This is a genomic window from Kangiella sp. M94, assembly GCF_054926195.1.
This window is the reverse complement of sequence record NZ_CM142903.1, coordinates 891,851-911,303: the sequence shown is the minus strand read 5'-3', so window position 1 is coordinate 911,303 and position 19,453 is coordinate 891,851. Positions and strand designations below refer to the sequence as shown.

General features: G+C 44.0%; 16 protein-coding genes, 2 tRNA genes and 1 rRNA gene. 6 read left to right on the top strand and 13 right to left on the bottom strand.

From position 1 onward, the window contains the following. Positions 1-221: 221 nt before the first annotated feature. The 4 genes from ACYTXU_RS04215 to pssA form a co-directional block, all read right to left on the bottom strand. Positions 222-297 (bottom strand) — tRNA-Ala (locus tag ACYTXU_RS04215). A 35-nt stretch (positions 298-332) separates the two neighbouring features. Continuing rightward, positions 333-409 (bottom strand) — tRNA-Ile (locus ACYTXU_RS04210). 205 nt (positions 410-614) lie between these two features. Next, positions 615-2,153: ribosomal RNA gene (locus ACYTXU_RS04205) — 16S ribosomal RNA — on the bottom strand. Positions 2,154-2,831: 678 nt separating this feature from the next. Next, a complete protein-coding gene (gene pssA / locus ACYTXU_RS04200; RefSeq protein ID WP_462208597.1) occupies positions 2,832-3,632 on the bottom strand; it encodes a CDP-diacylglycerol--serine O-phosphatidyltransferase in 801 nt (266 codons plus the stop codon). A gap of 183 nt (positions 3,633-3,815) precedes the next feature. On the opposite strand from pssA, the gene ACYTXU_RS04195 reads away from it, so the two are divergent. Together ACYTXU_RS04195 and ACYTXU_RS04190 are read left to right on the top strand one after the other, a co-directional pair. Beyond that, positions 3,816-4,097, top strand: a complete 282-nt coding sequence (locus tag ACYTXU_RS04195) for a DUF3579 domain-containing protein (protein ID WP_462208596.1) — start codon at positions 3,816-3,818, stop codon at positions 4,095-4,097. 58 nt (positions 4,098-4,155) lie between these two features. Continuing rightward, the gene (locus ACYTXU_RS04190) at positions 4,156-4,635 is read left to right on the top strand and encodes a DUF4124 domain-containing protein (RefSeq protein ID WP_462208594.1); all 480 of its coding nucleotides are present in this window, start codon (positions 4,156-4,158) and stop codon (positions 4,633-4,635) included. A gap of 76 nt (positions 4,636-4,711) precedes the next feature. On the opposite strand, the gene ACYTXU_RS04185 is transcribed toward ACYTXU_RS04190, so the two are convergent. From ACYTXU_RS04185 to ACYTXU_RS04175, 3 genes are read right to left on the bottom strand one after another with little or no spacing between them, the layout of a single operon-like run. Further along, a complete protein-coding gene (locus ACYTXU_RS04185; protein ID WP_462208593.1) occupies positions 4,712-5,293 on the bottom strand; it encodes a hypothetical protein in 582 nt (193 codons plus the stop codon). A gap of 13 nt (positions 5,294-5,306) precedes the next feature. Then, positions 5,307-6,059, bottom strand: a complete 753-nt coding sequence (locus ACYTXU_RS04180) for a hypothetical protein (protein ID WP_462208591.1) — start codon at positions 6,057-6,059, stop codon at positions 5,307-5,309. A gap of 46 nt (positions 6,060-6,105) precedes the next feature. Next, positions 6,106-6,576 carry a hypothetical protein gene (locus ACYTXU_RS04175; protein ID WP_462208590.1) on the bottom strand — a complete coding sequence of 157 codons (471 nt, stop codon included), beginning with the start codon at positions 6,574-6,576 and terminating at the stop codon, positions 6,106-6,108. Between the two features lie 114 nt (positions 6,577-6,690). Between ACYTXU_RS04175 and ACYTXU_RS04170 the strand changes: the two genes are divergently transcribed. Continuing rightward, positions 6,691-7,893 carry an NnrS family protein gene (locus tag ACYTXU_RS04170; protein ID WP_462209355.1) on the top strand — a complete coding sequence of 401 codons (1,203 nt, stop codon included), beginning with the start codon at positions 6,691-6,693 and terminating at the stop codon, positions 7,891-7,893. 66 nt (positions 7,894-7,959) lie between these two features. Here the strand turns inward: ACYTXU_RS04170 and clpB are convergent, their stop codons facing one another. The 4 genes from clpB to rluD all read right to left on the bottom strand — a co-directional run bounded on the left by clpB (position 7,960) and on the right by rluD (position 13,270). Next, positions 7,960-10,548 (bottom strand): ATP-dependent chaperone ClpB, encoded by a 2,589-nt coding sequence (gene clpB / locus ACYTXU_RS04165; protein ID WP_462208589.1) that lies wholly within the window; start codon positions 10,546-10,548, stop codon positions 7,960-7,962. 243 nt (positions 10,549-10,791) lie between these two features. Continuing rightward, a complete protein-coding gene (locus ACYTXU_RS04160; RefSeq protein ID WP_462208588.1) occupies positions 10,792-11,535 on the bottom strand; it encodes a lysophospholipid acyltransferase family protein in 744 nt (247 codons plus the stop codon). A 38-nt stretch (positions 11,536-11,573) separates the two neighbouring features. Further along, a complete protein-coding gene (gene pgeF / locus ACYTXU_RS04155; protein ID WP_462208587.1) occupies positions 11,574-12,299 on the bottom strand; it encodes a peptidoglycan editing factor PgeF in 726 nt (241 codons plus the stop codon). Further along, entirely contained in the window at positions 12,296-13,270 is a 975-nt protein-coding gene (gene rluD / locus ACYTXU_RS04150) for a 23S rRNA pseudouridine(1911/1915/1917) synthase RluD (protein WP_462208586.1), read from the bottom strand. Before rluD ends, pgeF begins: the two co-directional genes overlap by 4 nt. A gap of 93 nt (positions 13,271-13,363) precedes the next feature. Here rluD and ACYTXU_RS04145 point away from each other — a divergent pair, with 93 nt between their 5' ends. Continuing rightward, complete coding sequence (locus tag ACYTXU_RS04145) at positions 13,364-14,134, top strand: outer membrane protein assembly factor BamD (protein WP_462208584.1); 771 nt, start codon at positions 13,364-13,366, stop codon at positions 14,132-14,134. A 74-nt stretch (positions 14,135-14,208) separates the two neighbouring features. Here the strand turns inward: ACYTXU_RS04145 and glnB are convergent, their stop codons facing one another. Together glnB and ACYTXU_RS04135 are read right to left on the bottom strand one after the other, a co-directional pair. Next, positions 14,209-14,547, bottom strand: a complete 339-nt coding sequence (gene glnB / locus ACYTXU_RS04140; protein ID WP_462208583.1) for a nitrogen regulatory protein P-II — start codon at positions 14,545-14,547, stop codon at positions 14,209-14,211. Between the two features lie 28 nt (positions 14,548-14,575). Then, complete coding sequence (locus tag ACYTXU_RS04135) at positions 14,576-16,210, bottom strand: NAD+ synthase (RefSeq protein WP_462208581.1); 1,635 nt, start codon at positions 16,208-16,210, stop codon at positions 14,576-14,578. 125 nt (positions 16,211-16,335) lie between these two features. Between ACYTXU_RS04135 and ACYTXU_RS04130 the strand changes: the two genes are divergently transcribed. Together ACYTXU_RS04130 and ACYTXU_RS04125 are read left to right on the top strand one after the other, a co-directional pair. After that, positions 16,336-17,994 (top strand): sensor histidine kinase, encoded by a 1,659-nt coding sequence (locus ACYTXU_RS04130; RefSeq protein WP_462208580.1) that lies wholly within the window; start codon positions 16,336-16,338, stop codon positions 17,992-17,994. A 31-nt stretch (positions 17,995-18,025) separates the two neighbouring features. Beyond that, positions 18,026-19,354, top strand: coding sequence for a sigma-54-dependent transcriptional regulator (locus ACYTXU_RS04125; protein WP_462208579.1), 1,329 nt, complete (start codon positions 18,026-18,028; stop codon positions 19,352-19,354). The last annotated feature ends 99 nt before the right edge of the window (positions 19,355-19,453 follow it).

Sequence of the window (19,453 nt, the reverse complement as noted above, 5' to 3'; positions counted from 1 at the left end):
ATAACCCCAAATAGTTTGAGATCACATAATGCAAACAACCTAGTTATTACTTCGATATCTATCCGACTTATGATAAATATCGCTAACATGATGAATACAAATTTGCTTACAAATTTTTTTACTAGCTTCTACCAAATTGTTAAAGAACTTGTTCTGGCCATAAATACCCAGATGAATAAGTCTACTCATTCATCTTGATACTTCTAACCCTTGATCGGAAATGGTGGAGCTAAGCGGGATCGAACCGCTGACCTCCTGCGTGCAAGGCAGGCGCTCTCCCAGCTGAGCTATAGCCCCATTGATATCGGTGATTTCGGCTTCGCAGCCTAAATTGGTAGGTCTGGGCAGACTTGAACTGCCGACCTCACCCTTATCAGGGGTGCGCTCTAACCAGCTGAGCTACAGACCTATTATTTATAGTAGGTTGTGCTCAACGCTGGTCGGCATGCCGACCTCACCGCTCTTACCCTAAAGCAAGGGGTGTTCTGTAACCTGCTGAGCTACAGACCTATTATCTGTCTTGTTACAGACACTTATGGTCTGCACAACCGATCAAGTTTCTTGGATAAGACAATTTGTGTGAACACTTATGAGATTTACGTAATCTTAGTCTGTAAGGAGGTGATCCAGCCGCAGGTTCCCCTACGGCTACCTTGTTACGACTTCACCCCAGTCATTGACCACACCGTGGTAACCGCCCAATGTTAAGCTAGCTACTTCTGGTGCAAACAACTCCCATGGTGTGACGGGCGGTGTGTACAAGGCCCGGGAACGTATTCACCGTGGCATTCTGATCCACGATTACTAGCGATTCCGACTTCATGTTCTCGAGTTGCAGAGAACAATCCGGACTACGAACAGCTTTGTGAGATTAGCTCCCCCTCGCGGGTTGGCAACCCTCTGTACTGCCCATTGTAGCACGTGTGTAGCCCAGGTCGTAAGGGCCATGATGACTTGACGTCGTCCCCACCTTCCTCCGGTTTGTCACCGGCAGTCTCCTTAGAGTTCTCAACTTAATGTTAGCAACTAAGGACAAGGGTTGCGCTCGTTACGGGACTTAACCCAACATCTCACGACACGAGCTGACGACAGCCATGCAGCACCTGTCTCAGAGTTCCCGAAGGCACCAATCCATCTCTGGAAAGTTCTCTGGATGTCAAGACCTGGTAAGGTTCTTCGCGTTGCATCGAATTAAACCACATGCTCCACCGCTTGTGCGGGCCCCCGTCAATTCATTTGAGTTTTAACCTTGCGGCCGTACTCCCCAGGCGGTCTATTTATCGCGTTAGCTGCGCCACTAAGTATTTTAATATACCCAACAGCTAATAGACATCGTTTACGGCGTGGACTACCAGGGTATCTAATCCTGTTCGCTACCCACGCTTTCGCACCTCAGCGTCAGTATCAGCCCAGGGGGTCGCCTTCGCCACTGATGTTCCTCCAGATCTCTACGCATTTCACCGCTACACCTGGAATTCCACCCCCCTCTTCTGTACTCTAGACGACCAGTCTCAAATGCAGTTCCCAGGTTGAGCCCGGGGCTTTCACATCTGACTTAATCATCCGCCTACGCGCGCTTTACGCCCAGTAATTCCGATTAACGCTTGCACCCTCCGTATTACCGCGGCTGCTGGCACGGAGTTAGCCGGTGCTTCTTCTATAGGTAACGTCAATCTCAATGGGTATTAACCATTAAGCCTTCCTCCCTATTGAAAGTGCTTTACAACCCGAAGGCCTTCTTCACACACGCGGTATTGCTGGATCAGGCTTGCGCCCATTGTCCAATATTCCCCACTGCTGCCTCCCGTAGGAGTCTGGGCCGTGTCTCAGTCCCAGTGTGGCTGATCATCCTCTCAGACCAGCTACAGATCGTCGCCTTGGTAGGCCATTACCCCACCAACAAGCTAATCTGACGCAGGCTCATCGAATAGTGAGAGCGTTCAAGAAGAGGCCCTCTTTACACCGAAGTGCACATGCGGTATTAATCCGGATTTCTCCGGGCTATCCCCCGCTACTCGGTAGATTCCTACGTGTTACTCACCCGTCCGCCACTCGTCATCAAAAAAGCAAGCTTTTTCATGTTACCGTTCGACTTGCATGTGTTAAGCATACCGCCAGCGTTCAATCTGAGCCATGATCAAACTCTTCAGTTTAAGTTTTCTTGAAGGCCGAAACCTTCGGTATATCTTGACTCGACGAATCACCAACTTTGAATTACATCTTTGTCCTATAAATAGAACGAATTGTCTTTCAGGGTGTTGGTCACTCAATCGATAAATGGATTACATCATCGACATAAGTGCCCACACAAATTGTCTTATCTATCTGTTAAAGAACGTCTTGACGAAGAACTTGCTCCGCTCAAGTGGGCGCACATTATATATCGCCCTAACCTCCTGTCAACTGCTTTTGATAATCTTTTTTAACTTTCTGTTAAACAAACAATTATCAACCATTTCTCTCCCTGGAAATGCCTCCGAGTTTCCTCAGAGCCGGCGCGCATTATAGTGCGCCTCAACTTCCTGTCAACACCTTTTCAAAAACATTTTTTTAACGCCTTTGAAACCGCCCTTCCTGGACTTGCCTTCCGCGACTTATGCCTCGAAAGTGGTGCGCATTATAAGCGCCCTTTTCCACTTCGCAAGCTCTTTTTGAAAGTTTTCAAAAGATTTTTGCGAGCTGGTTATTATAACGCCAAAGCGGGCAAAATTTAAACAGAAATAAGACCATTTTGATTAAAATTACTAATAGGTGGGTATAAGTTTAGTGAGTTTTTACATTTAGATACGCAGAGCCACTAAAGAAGTGGCACTACTCTCAACGATTATTCGTCACTTTTCACTATCTTCTGAACTGGCCTGCTCATCTGGTGATTCAGTTTCTTGCTGTTTTCGCTGTCTTCTTTCTTCTTTTATGTCCTTAATCCGCCACAAAGTCATAATCGGGCCAGAAAGAGCATAGATGGCAAAGCCACTAAAGAGTACCAGTGGCGGCTCTGAAGCAATTAATACAAAAATAAGCACAATAATTAAAACCCCAATAAATGGAATTTTGCCTTTCCAGTCTACTTCTTTAAAACTCGAGTACCGGAAATTACTCACCATCAATAAGCCAACGACCATTGTCATCACAGCAATATAGATACCCCAAGGCTGTGATTGCCACTGATACTCGGTACCAAGCCAGACCAGCCCTGCAATAATCGCCGCTGCCGATGGGCTTGCTAAACCTTGAAAGTATCGTTTATCGGCAGTTGTTACTTGCGTATTGAAACGAGCCAGACGCAAAGCGGCACCGACAACATAAACAAAAGCAGCCAACCAACCAATTTTACCCAGATCAAAGAGTGCCCAGTTATAGATGACAAGAGCCGGCGCTATACCAAAAGAGATCATGTCCGCCATTGAGTCGTACTCTGCACCAAAGTCACTTTGGGTATTGGTCATTCTAGCAATACGACCATCCAGACCATCCATAATCATAGCTATAAATATCGCAATAGCGGCAGCGGCGAACGCACCTTGCATTGAAGCAACGACCGCATAAAAGCCTGCAAACAGACCTGCTGTTGTCAATAAATTGGGAAGAAGATAAATACCGCGTTTTTGTGCAACTTGCTTATTGGCTTTCATTGAAATTATTACCTAGTGAACCTAAATCGTTGATGTCATTACATTAACACACTCAAGAACAGCTGGAGAAGTGTTTTGTAGAGTGTTACTTTATAGCTTCAAACCCACTGCATTGATGTGGGTATATTGACAGCGACAAGGATTCTGTCAATATACGCGCAACTTATCAAGTAAAAGCCAGACATGAGCGAATCGCAAACCAGCAAACGCTTTATTATTAAGGGCCGCACAGAAACGGGGAGTGTTTTCAGACCCAGTGACTGGGCGGAGCGCATGTGTGGGAATTTATGTACCTTCCGTAATCGAAGGATGGTTTACTCTCCACTCCTAAGACCCGCCGTTATTGATGGGGTCAAGTGCGTGATAATTTCTAACCAGTTATCATTAGAACACCCCAATTTATTCAAACAGTTGCTAGATTTTGCTAAAACGAATAAATTAGAGGTTATTGAAGAAGAAGCTTGAGTCATATTTATTACGTGTCTCAACTCTTTTAACCAACCAGTCAAGAGAACGGAAAGTTATGGCTAACATCAAATGTATCGTTTTGACCGCCATTTTAGGGTTAGGAATTTCTGCAATAGCTAGTGCCAGCCAGCCTATATATAAATGGAAGGACGACAAGGGAAATATTAAGTATACACAAACGAAACCTCCTTATGGCGTAAGCTATGAAACCATCAATCAGCGAGTCAGTGATCCAAAGCCCGCAGCCGAAAGCGGTAATGATGAGAGTGAAGCAGCATCAAACAGCATGACCGACGCTCAAGATGAAGTTATTGCCAGACAGGAAGCGCAAAAGAAAGGTATGGATGCTCAGAACAAAGAGATTGCACGTAAAAATTGTACTATTGCAAAAAATAATCTGGAAGTTTTAGAAAATAGAGCTCGCGTACAGATTGAAGAAAATGGTGAGCGTAGAATGCTAACTGATACAGAGCGTGAAGAACGCTTAAAGCAAGCTCGAGAAAATGTAAAAAAATATTGTAAGGACAGTCAGTAGATTACAAATCTAATACCTTGCGAATGCAATAAAAAAAGCCCTCGATTATGAGGGCTTTTTTATACGTAATAAATGATCACATTGGGTAAGCCGAGACCCACAAGATCCAACTGTACCAAGTCTTCTCATTCTTTTGCTGGCTGTAATTATGAGACCAACGTTTTGACTCTGTCCAATTCATGTATTCAAAAGTAACAGAAGTATTACCCGCCCGGGCATGTTGAATTTTATCCTCAGCAATTTTAATCATATAGGAGCGTGAGGCTGGGCCATGCGCAGCTTGAATTGCTTGATTTAAAGCCAGCACTCCGTATAAAGGCTCAGGGTTGTTACCATAATAAACCTTAACTTTTTTAGCACCACATAGAAGAACATCGTTAGCTTTAGTTAGTACGTCTTTATCACTAAAGTTATTACAGCCATAACCCCACAAATCTGACTGGAAAGGTGAAGTAAAGCGCTGCCCTCCTTTCAGTTCAAAAGAACCATCCTCAGCAACGATGCGCATACCCTCTTGTACAACGCCATATTGAATCGGCACTTTAGATTTATTTGTCTGATCAATCAAACGGGCAGGTGGATCTTCCGATCCCATTGCAAGTAATAACATTACCGCCAAGGCACTAACACTCGTTATAGTTTTTGCCCAAATTTTCATGAGTCACTCCTATTTAGAATTTTAATAAAATTGTTTTGCCATCTCTTTCATAACCTGAAAAGCTCAGTCCGTTATTCACCAAAATACTTTCTTGCCCCAGGAAGCCAGAAACAACCACTCTTTTAATATTTTGAATTTTTAGGCAACGGAATTGGCTCGTAACTTCTCCGAACTGACGACTTTCTGCATCATCGCCAAAGTTGCGCGACTCAGCATCGTCACCGAACTTGCGGTTATCGGCCATATCTCCGTATTGACGTTTCTCAGCATCATCACCGAACTGACGGCTCTCTGCGTCATCCCCAAAATTACGCGACTCAGCATCATCACCGAACTTGCGATTATCGGCCATATCTCCGTATTGACGTTTCTCAGCATCATCACCAAATTGGCGTTTCTCAGCATCATCACCGAACTGACGGCTCTCTGTGTCATCCCCAAAATTACGTGATTCCACCTGGTCACCGAACTTACGATTATCAGCCACCTCTCCGTATTGACGTTTCTCTGCATCATCACCAAATTGACGGTTATCAGCCATATCCCCATAGGATCGGGTTAGCAAACATTCTTCAGGAAGCAGATAATAAGAGCCATTAATGGTAAGGTAGGTCAAGCTAGTTTCTGGTTGTTCTTGTGTCAGAATAAGTGGATGCACACCTTTATATTCGGTTTTTTGAGGAACAGTTACAGTGTTATAAGTTGGCATGCAACCAGATAACAAGAGCCCCCCCACGAAGCTCCCCGCAATCAATATTTTTTTCATTGCCCTTCCTTTTAATGTCACAAGCGATAAGATATTCAGACAAGCGTTAAGAGCCATTTCTTGGCATTTTTAACAGCAAATACGTTATAAATGTACTCAAGGCCCCACTTAATAATGAATACATCATATCAAGCCAGTCGAAGGTGCCACCCGTAAAACTAAGCCCCTGCAGCGTTTCATAAAAAATAGCACAGCCCAAACCTAGTAGCAATAATTTTGAAACTGTTAACTGGCTCACCCAGATACCCACCAAAAGTGAGGCGCAAGCACTTGACCACAAGATGTCAGGAAGATGATCTGCTATCCATCCTTTCTGATACAATTCTGGCAACTTGCTAACCAGACTAGATAACCAATGGGATTGGGCTGGCAACTGCTGTTCAAACCAGACAAAACCCACCAAATCTTTACCAGACTGAAGGTAAATGATAATTCCAATTGCAAGTTGCAACCCAATAAATAACAACCAGAGAAAATAGCGAATGAGCATATTGATAGGTTTACTAATTTTATTCATTGTATCCATTCTTCTTTTGCAGAACAGATATTTTTAAAACAAATAAAGATGTATTTTTTATGCATCTTTATTTTATAATAACGTCAAGATTCACAAGAAACCGGTACTGAGAAAATTATGCAAATCTTAGATGCAAAAAAAGAAAACGCTATCTGGCCATTGTTCAGACTTGGTTTCAGGGTATTCTTTTTAGGGGGAAGTCTAGTCGCAGCACTGTCCATGATTATTTGGATTGCTCAATTATCAGGACATACCCTATTGCCAGGTATCCACAATACTATCTGGTGGCATGCCCATGAAATGCTGTTCGGTTTTACACTGGCTATCATTGCGGGGTTTGTTCTCACAGCTATGCAAAACTGGACTGGCATTCCCGGGGTTCGCGGCTGGCCACTAGCGATAACATCATGTTTATGGTTTCTGCCCAGAGTGCTACTACCCTTTTTGGGAGAAAAAAACTGGCTGGTTATGATTTTAGATATTGCCTGGTTACCCTTGGTTGCCATCTTTCTGGCAAGCCCAGTAATTCAGGTGAAGCAATGGCGTAATCTGTTCTTTGTTCCTTTGATGTTACTGTTCACGATTCTAAATGCGCTGAGTTATTACGCTGCCTATATAAATGACTGGTTATTCGCAGAGCGTATATTTATTACTACAGTACTGGCGATTACCGCTCTTATCACAGTAATGGGCGGTCGCGTTATACCATTCTTCACATCCAGAGCTACTAACACTGACAAACCAATGCCAATCCTTGCTTTAGAGTGGGTATGCTTAGGATCGATTTGGCTGGCTACTTTTTCATGGCTGCTACTACCAAGAACTGAAACCATCAATCTGCTTGTTGCAGCCCTGATGATTCTGGCCGCTGTCGCTAACATTCTGCGCATTTTACGCTGGAAAACCATACTCGCCCTTAAAGTACCCCTGCTATGGATATTGCATCTGGGCTACTGGTTTATTCCTATTGGTTTGCTGGTGTTTGCCAGCGCTCTATTGGAGCAAACCACTACCTATTCAAATGCTTCACACCTATTAACTGCTGGTGCACTAGGTTCTGTGGTTCTGGGCATGATTGCTCGAGTGTCATTGGGCCACTCAGGACGCCCGCTACAACCCAGCAAGTGGATGACAGTAGCCTTCGCAATCGTGCTTTTGGCGGGTGTCATTCGAGGCTTTACCGCTTTAGTCGCACCAGCCTATTTGGCCGATAGCTACCAGGTTAGTGGTATTTTGTGGATTCTCGCTTACGGCCTATTCGTCATCTTTTACTGGCCAGTACTGACCAAGGCAAGAATTGATGGACGACCAGGTTAAAGCTAAGCACGCATAAAAAAAGCTCTAGAATATGAAAACTCTAGAGCTTTTTTCATTGGGCGAGCCTTACTGCTTGATTAACAGCTTATCGCCCTCGACATCCAATGTTAGAGTCTTAGCCACATCGACTGTGCCCGCCAATATGGCTTGAGCCAATGGGTCTTCAACCTTATGTTGGATTGCTCGTTTTAACGGACGTGCACCGAACACCGGATCAAAACCTGATTCTGAAAGCAGTTCAAGTAGACCATCGGTAACCTTAACTTCAAAGCCCTGCTCGCGCAGCCTTTGCAGTAAACGTTCCATTTGAATCGCAGCAATCGACTTGATTTGCTCCTTAGCCAATGGATGGAATACCACAATTTCATCGATACGGTTGATAAACTCTGGTCGGAAATGCTTGCCAATTACATCCATCAGCATCGACTTCATATCCTCATAGTCTTTGTCACCGCCTTCGGTATTGGCACTATGAGTCTGAATCAGATCGGAACCCATATTAGAGGTCATGACAATCACGGTATTTTTAAAATCTACAGTTCGCCCTTGGCTGTCAGTCAGACGCCCATCTTCCAACACTTGCAGCAGGACGTTAAACACATCAGGATGCGCTTTTTCCACCTCATCAAACAGAATTACAGAATAAGGTTTGCGACGCACAGCTTCAGTTAGATAACCACCCTGCTCATAACCCACATAGCCTGGAGGCGCGCCGATTAAGCGAGCAACCGCGTGCTTTTCCATAAACTCCGACATGTCGATACGAACCATATTGTCTTCGCTGTCGAAAAGGAACTTGGCCAGCGTTTTGCACAATTCCGTTTTACCAACGCCCGTTGGCCCAAGGAATAGGAAAGACCCATTCGGACGATTAGGATCAGACAGCCCTGCACGTGAACGACGAATGGCATTCGATACAGCGGTAACGGCTTCATCCTGACCAATCACATTGTTGTGCAATACATCTTCCATGCGTAGTAACTTTTCACGCTCACCTTCAAGCATTTTTGATACTGGAATACCGGTCCATTTGGAAACGACTTCGGCAATTTCAATGTCAGTAACTTTATTCCGCAACAGTTGCATTTCCACTGTATCCTGCTCAGAGACTTTAGCCAGTTTTGCTTCAAGCTCAGGGATAGTGCCATATTGCAACTCTGACATGCGCGTTAAGTCACCGGTGCGCTGCGCAGCTTCCAGCTCCACTCGTGCTTTATCCAGGTCGGCTTTAATATTCTGAGCACCATGCACTGAGGCTTTTTCTGATGACCAAATCTCATCAAGTTCAGCAAACTCTTTTTCAAGCTCAGTAATTTGTTGCTCTAAATCCAACAGGCGTTTCTTAGAGCTTTCATCCTCTTCTTTTTTCAAAGCTTCGCGCTGAATTTTTAATTGAATCAAGCGACGTTCAAGCTTATCCATTACTTCGGGTTTAGAGTCGATCTCCATGCGTATACGACTGGCTGCCTCATCAATCAAGTCAATGGCTTTATCGGGCAATTGACGATCAGTAATGTAGCGTTGCGACAAAGTGGTCGCAGCAACAATCGCGGGATCAGTAATTTCTACGCCATGGTGCACTTCATAGCGCTCTTTTAAGCCACGCAGAATTGCAATGGTATCTTCAGTGGTTGGCTCATCAACCAATACTTTCTGGAAGCGACGTTCCAACGCCGCATCTTTTTCAACATATTGACGATACTCGTCTAAAGTTGTGGCGCCAACACAGTGCAGTTCACCGCGAGCCAGTGCTGGCTTAAGCATATTACCAGCGTCCATAGCGCCTTCTGCTTTACCGGCACCGACCATGGTATGCAGCTCGTCAATGAACAGGATGACCCGTCCTTCTTCTTTGGCCAGATCATTTAAAACAGCTTTCAGGCGCTCTTCAAATTCACCGCGAAACTTTGCGCCGGCAATTAACGAGCCCATATCCAACGACAAGACACGTTTGTTTTTCAGTCCTTCAGGTACTTCGCCGTTAACGATGCGTTGCGCCAAACCTTCGACAATGGCAGTTTTACCGACACCGGGCGCACCAATTAACACCGGATTATTTTTACTACGACGCTGCAAAACCTGAATGCAGCGACGGATCTCATCATCGCGGCCAATCACCGGATCAAGCTTACCGCTTTCAGCGCCAGCATTCAGATCGATGGTGTATTTTTCTAAGGCTTGACGATTATCTTCAGCATTGGGGTCATTGACGTTTTGTCCACCGCGAATCTGAGCAATAGCATCTTCGACCATTTTGGTCGTAACGCCCTGAGCCTTGAGTAACTTGCCTAAAGCGCCTTTATCTTCAAGCGCAGCCAGCAAAAACAGTTCGGATGAAATGTATTGATCCTGACGTTGCTGTGAAATCTTGTCACAAACATTCAGTAGCTTGCCAAGATCGGGGGAAATATGAACTTCGCCACCGGTACCACTGACTTGTGGTAATTTGGCCAATTCAGAATCAATGGCGTTCATCAGTTGACCCGCAGGCGCGCCTATCTGGTTTAGGATCGCTGCCACACTGTTGCCTTGCTGTTGTAGCATGGCCAACATTAAATGCAATGGCTCAATATATTGATGATCCTTTCCCAGCGCTAACGACTGAGCGTCAGCTAGCGCTGATTGAAACTTGCTGGTGAATTTATCCATTCTCATGCAGAAACCTCTCTGGAGTCATTGTCACTGTCAGTGCGCAAACTCAAAATAAAACTCTATATGCTTTACAAAATGTGGGTTTGTGGCCGATTTTCAAGAGCTTGCCTTCTTATTTTGCTCATTTATTGCTCAAAGCGGTTGATTTAAATCAAGAGTTACCAGACTAAATGTAAAAGATGGGAGTTTTGTTTAGCGCAACTTGAACAATAGCCACTTTACTTATAGATATGAGCTTTAAGTCATTTATTGCGAGCTTTCTTTGCCTGAGGATTCTTTGACTGAGGATTCTTTGGTAAACGGATTGCGATGGCCGAGCAGCACTTCGCCTAAATGAAGCAGGCTATTCTCGTGTGAAAAGAAATGATGGTTGATGGTGGGAAATTGTAGAAGTCTGGATCTGGAGCGTAGAATTAGCGATGACAATATGGTGCCTTGTCCGCGAACTCCCACAATCCGGCAGACAAAAATTGAATGCTTAGTCAATTCCGCTAACCTCTTAATGCCCGGCTTAACGCGAAACGGTTCTTCATGATCCAGATGGATTTTTCCGTGTGGAAATAAAGCAATAATTTCACCTTGATCTAGAGCCCTTCGAGCCTGACGAAAAGCAATATCAGCGCGGCCACTTCGGTTAACCGGAATACAACCTGCGCGCTTGAACAACCAGTTTAGACCGAACCGGTTGTACTCTTCAGTGGCAATCATAAAACGAATCGGGCGATCACTGGCAGCAATGAGTAATAAAGGATCAAGGCCGGAGATGTGGTTTGATATGAGTATGGCGCCACCTTCCGTTGGCAACGAAAAACGTTCAAAATCCAAACGGTGAAAGCGGATGCAGTAATATCGGATCAGACCATCGATAAAGTTCAGAAATGGTGAACCCCAGTCAATGTGGTTATACTTTTTGGCACCTTTGATTAATTTGACGATGACAAAGCTCAAAATTAATACCACAGCCAGCATTACCCACCAAAATGTTGTCATTCGCTTCTCACTAACCTATATCTCAATGTGTAACTCAATCATTCTGCTATCCAAATCATGCAGGCCTGGCGACCGGTTTGACCATCTCTGCGGTACGAATAAAATTGATGTTCATTCTTAAAAGTACATAGCTGACTGAGGTAGACAGCAACACCCATAGCTTCTAACTGCATTTTCGCCAAACCCACCAAGTCCGCTTGCCAGCGTCCTCGGTTATTTTGCATAAAATAGGGTTGATTACTATCATCCAGCTCAATAAAAGCTTGTCTCACATCATCACCTACCTCAAAACAATCCTGACTAATGGCTGGGCCGATCCAGGCCATTAATGAGTCAGACTTGTGGTGCTGATTGACCGTGTTTATAAGAATTCCATCAGCCAAACCACGCCATCCAGCATGTGCTGCTGCAACCCAGTCTCCACTAATATTAGTTAAGAGAACCGGTAAACAGTCAGCTGTCATCACCGCACAGGAGGCATTAGGCTTGTCTGTGACGATTGCATCAGCCTGTAACAAAGCTTCTGCATCAGAATACTCAACAACTCTGTTACTGTGAATCTGATTGAGCCATTGCAACGGAGGGTGATTTAGTTTTTTTTTAAGCAATTCTCGGTTAGTTATGACGTTTTTATCATCATCCCCAACATGTAATCCCAGATTTAAGCTGTCGAACGGTAACCCACTAACCCCACCTTTGCGCGTCGTCGCCAAAGCTTTAACATGGTTCGGTGCTGGCCAGTTTGGTTTGATGAACTCGATCATTCTTCTGCTTCGAAGGTGTCTCTGTTTTCACGCAGGTCATCAAGCAGTTGAGCCATATCCTGCGGCATGGGCGCGCGCCACTCAATGTATTCCCCAGTTTCCGGATGCTTAAGTCCGAGCAGACTGGCATGTAACGCCTGACGTTTAAAACTATCAACCGTTTTACGCAGTTCAGGTGTAATACGTGTGGGCACTCGATAACGACCACTGTATAAAGGATCGCCAATGAGCGGAAACTTCAAATAAGCCATATGAACGCGGATTTGGTGAGTACGACCAGTTTCAAGTCGAAGCTTCAGATGAGTATGGTCCAAGAATTTTTCGACCACTCGATAATGTGTTATAGCTCTCTTACCATCGGCAACGACAGCCATTGAAGTTCGTTTTGTCGGATGACGCCCAATCGGCCTATCAACAGTTCCGCCGGATACCATCACTCGATTGACCACTGCGTCATATTCACGGGTGAAAGCGCGATTCTGCAACTGTTCAACGAGACTGGTATGCGCCGCAATCGTTTTAGCAACGACTAACAACCCGGTAGTCTCTTTATCAATACGGTGAATAATGCCGGCTCTTGGCAAATTGGCTAGATCGGGACAATGATGTAATAGAGCATTAACCATTGTGCCATCCTGATTACCAGCACCAGGATGAACTACAAGGCCTGCAGGCTTGTTTATGACTAATAAAGCGTCATCTTCATAAACAATATCAAGATCAATCGCCTCAGGCTTCCATGCGCCTGCAACCTCGATCTCAGCATTAATTTCGATATCCTCGAAACCCGCCATTTTATGTTTATTGGAAGTTATGACTTCGCCATTAACTTTAACGAAGCCATTTTGGATCCATTCTTGAATTCGAGAGCGGGAATAATCACTAAATTGCTGAGATAAAGCAGAATCGAGTCTTTTTCCGTAAACTTTTTCGTCGAATATGTGTCTGAGTGCAATAGATTGGGTGGTCATTGTAAAATCACGTAAAAAGATTGGCCTATAACTGATGGTCAGTTAGAATGAGCCACATTGTATCAGGCTGAACACAAACAGAAAGAATTAAATATGCAAAAACACAGTATTATCATCCTTGTTCTATTCATCTTCACGCTAGCTGGATGCTCTAGCACTCCCAAAGAACCCAACTTAAACACCACCAAAGTTGAGTCAATGACCGCACAAGAACTATTCGACGGAGCTAAACGCTCAATGCGGGCCAGTAATTATATGCGCGCTATTGAACTGCTTGAAGAAATAGACACACGTTATCCTTTTGGCCGCATTTCTGAGCAGGCTAAACTTGAATTGATGTATGCTTACTTCAAAAAAGGTGACTATGAGTCCGGCCAAGCTTTAGCAGATCGCTTCTTAAGACAACATCCGCAGCATGAAAATGCAGATTACGTCTACTATATGAAAGGTGTTATGCACTATGAGCAGGAAGTCGGCTCTTTCAAAGAGTTTTTTACTGCCGATATTGAAAAGCGTGACACTACCAACATCAAAGCAGCTTTTGATAACTACAAAACACTTGTTGAAGTTTATCCAGAAAGCAAATATGCGCCCGATGCTCGTCAACGCATGGTACAGATTCGCAACCTTTTAGCAGACTACGAATTGCATGTAGCTCGCTACTATATGAAACGTGACATCTATATCGCAGCAGCTAATCGAGCGAAGTATATTGTTGAAAACTTTCCAAAAACACCAGCAGTTCCAGGTGCGCTTGAGATCTTAATCAATTCATACAAAATTTTAGAGTTGCCTGAGATTGCCGAAGAGTATCGTAGAACTCTTCTGTTGAATTATCCGGATCATAAACTAGCCGACTTTTAAGAAGGCTAAGCTGATTTATTTTAGACATAAAAAAGCGGGCATAAAGCCCGCTTTTTTATTTGTTTATAATCTAACTAAATAGCATCCTCGCCTTCTTCACCTGTACGAATCCGTACAACCCGATCTACATCAGTAACGAAAATCTTACCATCACCAATTTTCCCTGTACGCGCCACTTCAATGATCGTCTCTACACATTTGTCGACAAGGTCATCATCAATCACTACTTCAACTTTGGCTTTCGGCAAAAAGTCCACCATATATTCAGCACCGCGATACAATTCCGTATGCCCCTTTTGGCGGCCAAAGCCTTTGACTTCAGTAACGGTCATACCGTTAACGCCCAAGTCAGTTAAAGCTTCCCGAATATCATCAAGTTTAAATGGTTTGATGATAGCTTCTATTTTCTTCATCAGTCTTTCCTTCTCGTACAACCTGTGTCTATTTAGATTTAAACTGTCGCCCAAAACCTGAGGTTATAGGATAACGACGATCACGTCCAAAAGCTCTTTGGGTAATTCGAATGCCTGGAGGAGCCTGACGACGTTTATGCTCATTAACATCAACTAACCAGATAACTCGTCTGACATCCGCTTCGTCATAGCCCATGGCAATAATATCATCGATACCTTTATCTTGTTCGACATAAGCTTCCAATATGGCATCAAGGATATCATACGGTGGCAAATTGTCTTCATCCTTTTGATCCGGTGCAAGCTCGGCAGATGGAGGACGCGTTATGACCCGCTCAGGAATCACTTGTGAAACAGTATTTCTATATCGAGCCAGACGATAAACCATAGTTTTAGACACGTCTTTAAGCACATCCAATCCACCAGCCATGTCGCCATATAAAGTACAGTAGCCCACAGCCACTTCCGATTTATTGCCCGTGGTTAGCACCAGGCGCCCAAATTTATTCGACAAGGCCATCAACAAGGTACCCCGACAACGGGCCTGAATGTTTTGTTCGGTCACATCAGTCTCTGTCCCTTCAAACTGATGCGACAACTGAGTCATAAAGGCTTCATACATGGGCTCAATTGATATCACATCAAACTCAATTCCTAAAGCCTTGGCCTCTTCTTCTGCATCCTCAATGCTCATACTGGCAGTATACCGAAACGGCATCATGACAGCGTTAACGTTCTCTTTGCCCAGTGCATCCACTGCAACCGCTAATGTCACCGCCGAATCTATTCCTCCAGATAAACCTAGCAACGCGCCTTTGAAGCCATTTTTATGTGCATAATCACGAACCCCTAAAACTAGCGCTTGCCAAATTTCTTCTTCATCATGAAACTGATTCAGGTACTCCTTACTTGCCTTGATAGAGCCTGTTTTACTGTCAAAATCAATATACGCAAAGTCTTCAGCCATCTCCGCCATTTGGAAAATACGCTGCCCTTCTTCATTATAAACAGCCGAACAGCCATCAAAGATCAATTCGTCCTGACCACCGATTTGATTGACGTAAACAATAGGGAGTTCATTTTCACGGGCGCGAGCGCCCATTTCAGCGCTACGTAGGGTTCCCTTACCAAAACAATAAGGTGATGCATTGGGGCTTAGTAAGATGTCTGCTCCCAGAGCTTTTACTCGAGCGGTTGGCTCTGGATACCATAAGTCTTCACACACCAGTACGCCCAACTTGATACCTTTAAATTCAAAGACACAGTCTTCTGAACCTGACTCAAAATACCGTTTTTCATCAAAAACAGAATAATTGGGCAATAATTGCTTTTTGTACTGAACCAGAACTCGTCTTTGATGAATCACCGTAGCCACATTAAACAGACCCTGAGCCTCTTTGATAGGATGCCCAATGACCATTGCTACGGGCGAATCAAGAGCAATCAACTCCTCAATGGCATTATCAATAATAGTGTAAAGATCTGGGCGTAACAGCAGGTCTTCAGGTGGGTAACCGCATAGGGAAAGTTCCGAGAACACCACAATATCAGCATTATCTGACTCTGCTTGTTTCAATGAGGACTTAATAAGTTCAAGGTTTCGCTGAATGTCACCAACGGTGTAGTTGTTTTGTGCAATTGCAATTCGCATCGCCAGGCTCACGTTATAATTTGTCCTATATTTTCCAACAATTTCAATTTTTTTCAATGAGTTATACAGGCAATGCTTGAAATCAATGCAAACACAACATAATCTAAGTGACACACATCGACAGTTCAGGACGCTTAGTGTTTGATAACAATAAAAAAATAGACTTCGGATGGCAATTTTTACGCTACTATTCTGTGGCGCGGCTAATTATTGCCTTACTACTCTTTTTACTGCCATTCATCGCGAAGTCACAAAGTGCCCTATTCGATCAGGACGTTTATACCACAGTAGCCATCAGCTATGTCATTTTAGCCAGTTTATTACTTTTTCTTTCCTTCGTAGAACACCAGTTTCATATACAAGCTTACACCCAACCCTTTACCGACATTTTAATGCTCAGCTTGCTAGCTTATGCAGGGCAGTCTGACAGCGCAGGTTACATAGTGCTGATGGCCTTAGTCGCTATCTTCGCCCTGCTATTAGTGCGCAACCGACTGGGGATGCTTTATGGAATATTTGTTAGCGTCAGCCTGGTTCTGGTTTACCGCTTTCGCGAAGGTGCATTTGATCAGGCCTTCTACTCCGAAGTCAGCCTACAAATAGCTGGTATTCTTGTTGTTACTTTGCTGGGGAATATTTTAGCCCGGCGGCTGACTTACTATGAAGAAGAAACAGCCGAACAGCAGCGCTCAATCGCCCACATGCATCGCCTCAACAGCCAAATTATAGAGAAAATGAATCGAGGCATTATCGTTGTGGATGAGCAGTGTCGTATTCGCCACATTAACCAGACAGCCTGGTATGGTCTGGGGCTTCCGGATACCCCGATTGGTAAACCGCTAGCCGCAATCACTGATGATTTGGACTATCAGATGAAAAGGGCCTCCCGCTCATCACAAGAAGGATTGCCTTTCCGAGCCACCAATACAGGCCCACAACTGTTACCACGCTTCATACCCCTCAACACCAATGAGATGACATTAATTTTGTTGGACAACTATTCAGACGTCATTAAAAAAGCACAACAGTTAAAACTCGCATCATTGGGTCAATTGACAGCCAGCATTGCCCACGAAATACGCAATCCACTGAGTGCCATTAATCAATCCATTCAAATCCTTTTGGAAAATGCTAACGAGGAACAACAAGATCAGCAACTGATGGAAATTATTGAGCGTCAATCAAAGCGTATCAACGAAATTATCGACAATATTCAAAAGGTGTCTAAGCGCAAACCACCAGAACGGCAAGTATTGCTGCTGGATCGCTTCTTGCCAAGCTTTATAAAAGAATACCAACAAGGCCTACAGGAAGAAGCTGTAATAACAACCGAGGGCGTTGAGCCGAGCTTAAAAGTTGCTTTTGACCAATCCCAGTTAAAGCAGGTTCTGTCTAATCTGTTTGATAACGCACTAAAGTACAGCTTCCTCAATACCAACAAATATCAGCTTCATCTGACCGCTGGGCGCGACCCCCTGAGTGGTGACTTGTTCCTTGACGTGATCGATGAAGGCGCAGGTGTATCACTAGAAGAAAAAGATAAAATCTTTGAACCGTTTTACACTACTAATCACAATGGTACTGGTTTAGGTCTGTATATATCAAAAGAGCTCTGCGAAGCGAACCAGGCACGACTAGACTGTGTCCCAGTCGCTTTTGGTGGCGCCTGCTTTAGAATCAGCTTTGACACCAGTAGTTTTGTTATTGATGCAGATTTAGCTGAGCAACTCGCAGAAATCGAAGCGGAGAATGGTAGCGATACAAGCAAGACCAGCTTTAAAGATCGCCGTCGTTAAGAAAAGTAAAATAAACTATTCGAGAAAAAGCATGAGCCAGAACAAACCAAAAGTTCTCATTATAGACGATGAAGCAGACATCAGACACTTACTGACGATGACATTAATCCAAATGGGCCTTGACGTATCCAGCAGTAAAGACCTCACCGACGCAAAAAAACAACTCACTGAAGAGCCATTCCATTTTTGTTTAACCGACTTAAAACTACCTGATGGTAACGGACTGGATTTTGTAAAATTCGTTCGCAAACAATATCCACATATGCCAATTGCTGTGATTACAGCATTTGGCAGTACCGACAATGCCATTGAAGCAATGAAACTTGGTGCCTTTGACTTTTTAGCTAAGCCAATTGATCTTGCGCACTTACGCCAGCTCTTAAAGCATGCTTTTAAATACGTCAACGGTAAGCAGACAGAGCCTCAAGCTCCTTTCACTTTTCTGGCTGGTAGTAGCGAGGCCATCACTAAGCTTAGAGAAAAGATGGTCAAAATCCGAGGCTCTCAAGCGCCCATTATTATTCAAGGCGAACGAGGTACAGAGAAAGAACGCCTTGCACAAATTTTGCATGAACAGAGCTCTCGCTCCGACCAAACTGAAGTATTTCTTGATTGCTCCAGTCAAAGCCAGGAAGCATTAGAGCAACTCTTTTTCCATAAACACGAACAACAGGAGTGTTTGCTCTATCAAGCCAATAACAGCACATTGATACTAAGTAACATCCATATGCTGTCAATTATTACACAGAAGAAGCTTCTCCATGCCATTGAGCAAAAGAAGCTTCCAATAGAATCCGAGCACTCGGATGAGCCTTTAGATCTTAGGCTCATTGTTTGCACCGAAAAAGCCTTAATTGACTATGTACATACGCACCAACTGCGAGATGATCTTTACTTCCGTTTAAATGTCATACAGATTAAGGTTCCATCAATAACCCAGCGACTGTCAGATCTGGATATGTTGATTGACAGCTACCTTGATGAGCTGTCAGAAGGTAAAAAAATCAGCACAAAAGCTCGAAAGATTTTGCATAACTATGAGTTCCCTTTTAACTATCGTGAGCTTGAGAATATTCTAGAAAAAGCATGCGCCTTATCTGAGACAGATACTATTGATGTGCCTGATTTGCTACTCGCGCAAAGCGAAGAGCTAGAGCCAGAAAAAATGCGCCAGAACAATACAGTCACTGGGCTTAATCGAGGTGACTTACCTCTCGACCAATTTATCGAGAAGATTGAAAAGGCTGAAATAGAGAAAGCCTTGAATGAAACGCGTTGGAACAGGACCGAGGCAGCCAAGTTGTTAGGAATCACCTTTAGAACTATTCGTTATAAGATGAAAAAACTCGGTATCGAATAGCAGTCTTCAGACACATTCAACAGATAAGTCGTACACACTTAACAGCCTTATCTCATATCAGTAGATAACTAATCTCTTTAGGATTTGCTCCTGCTTTAT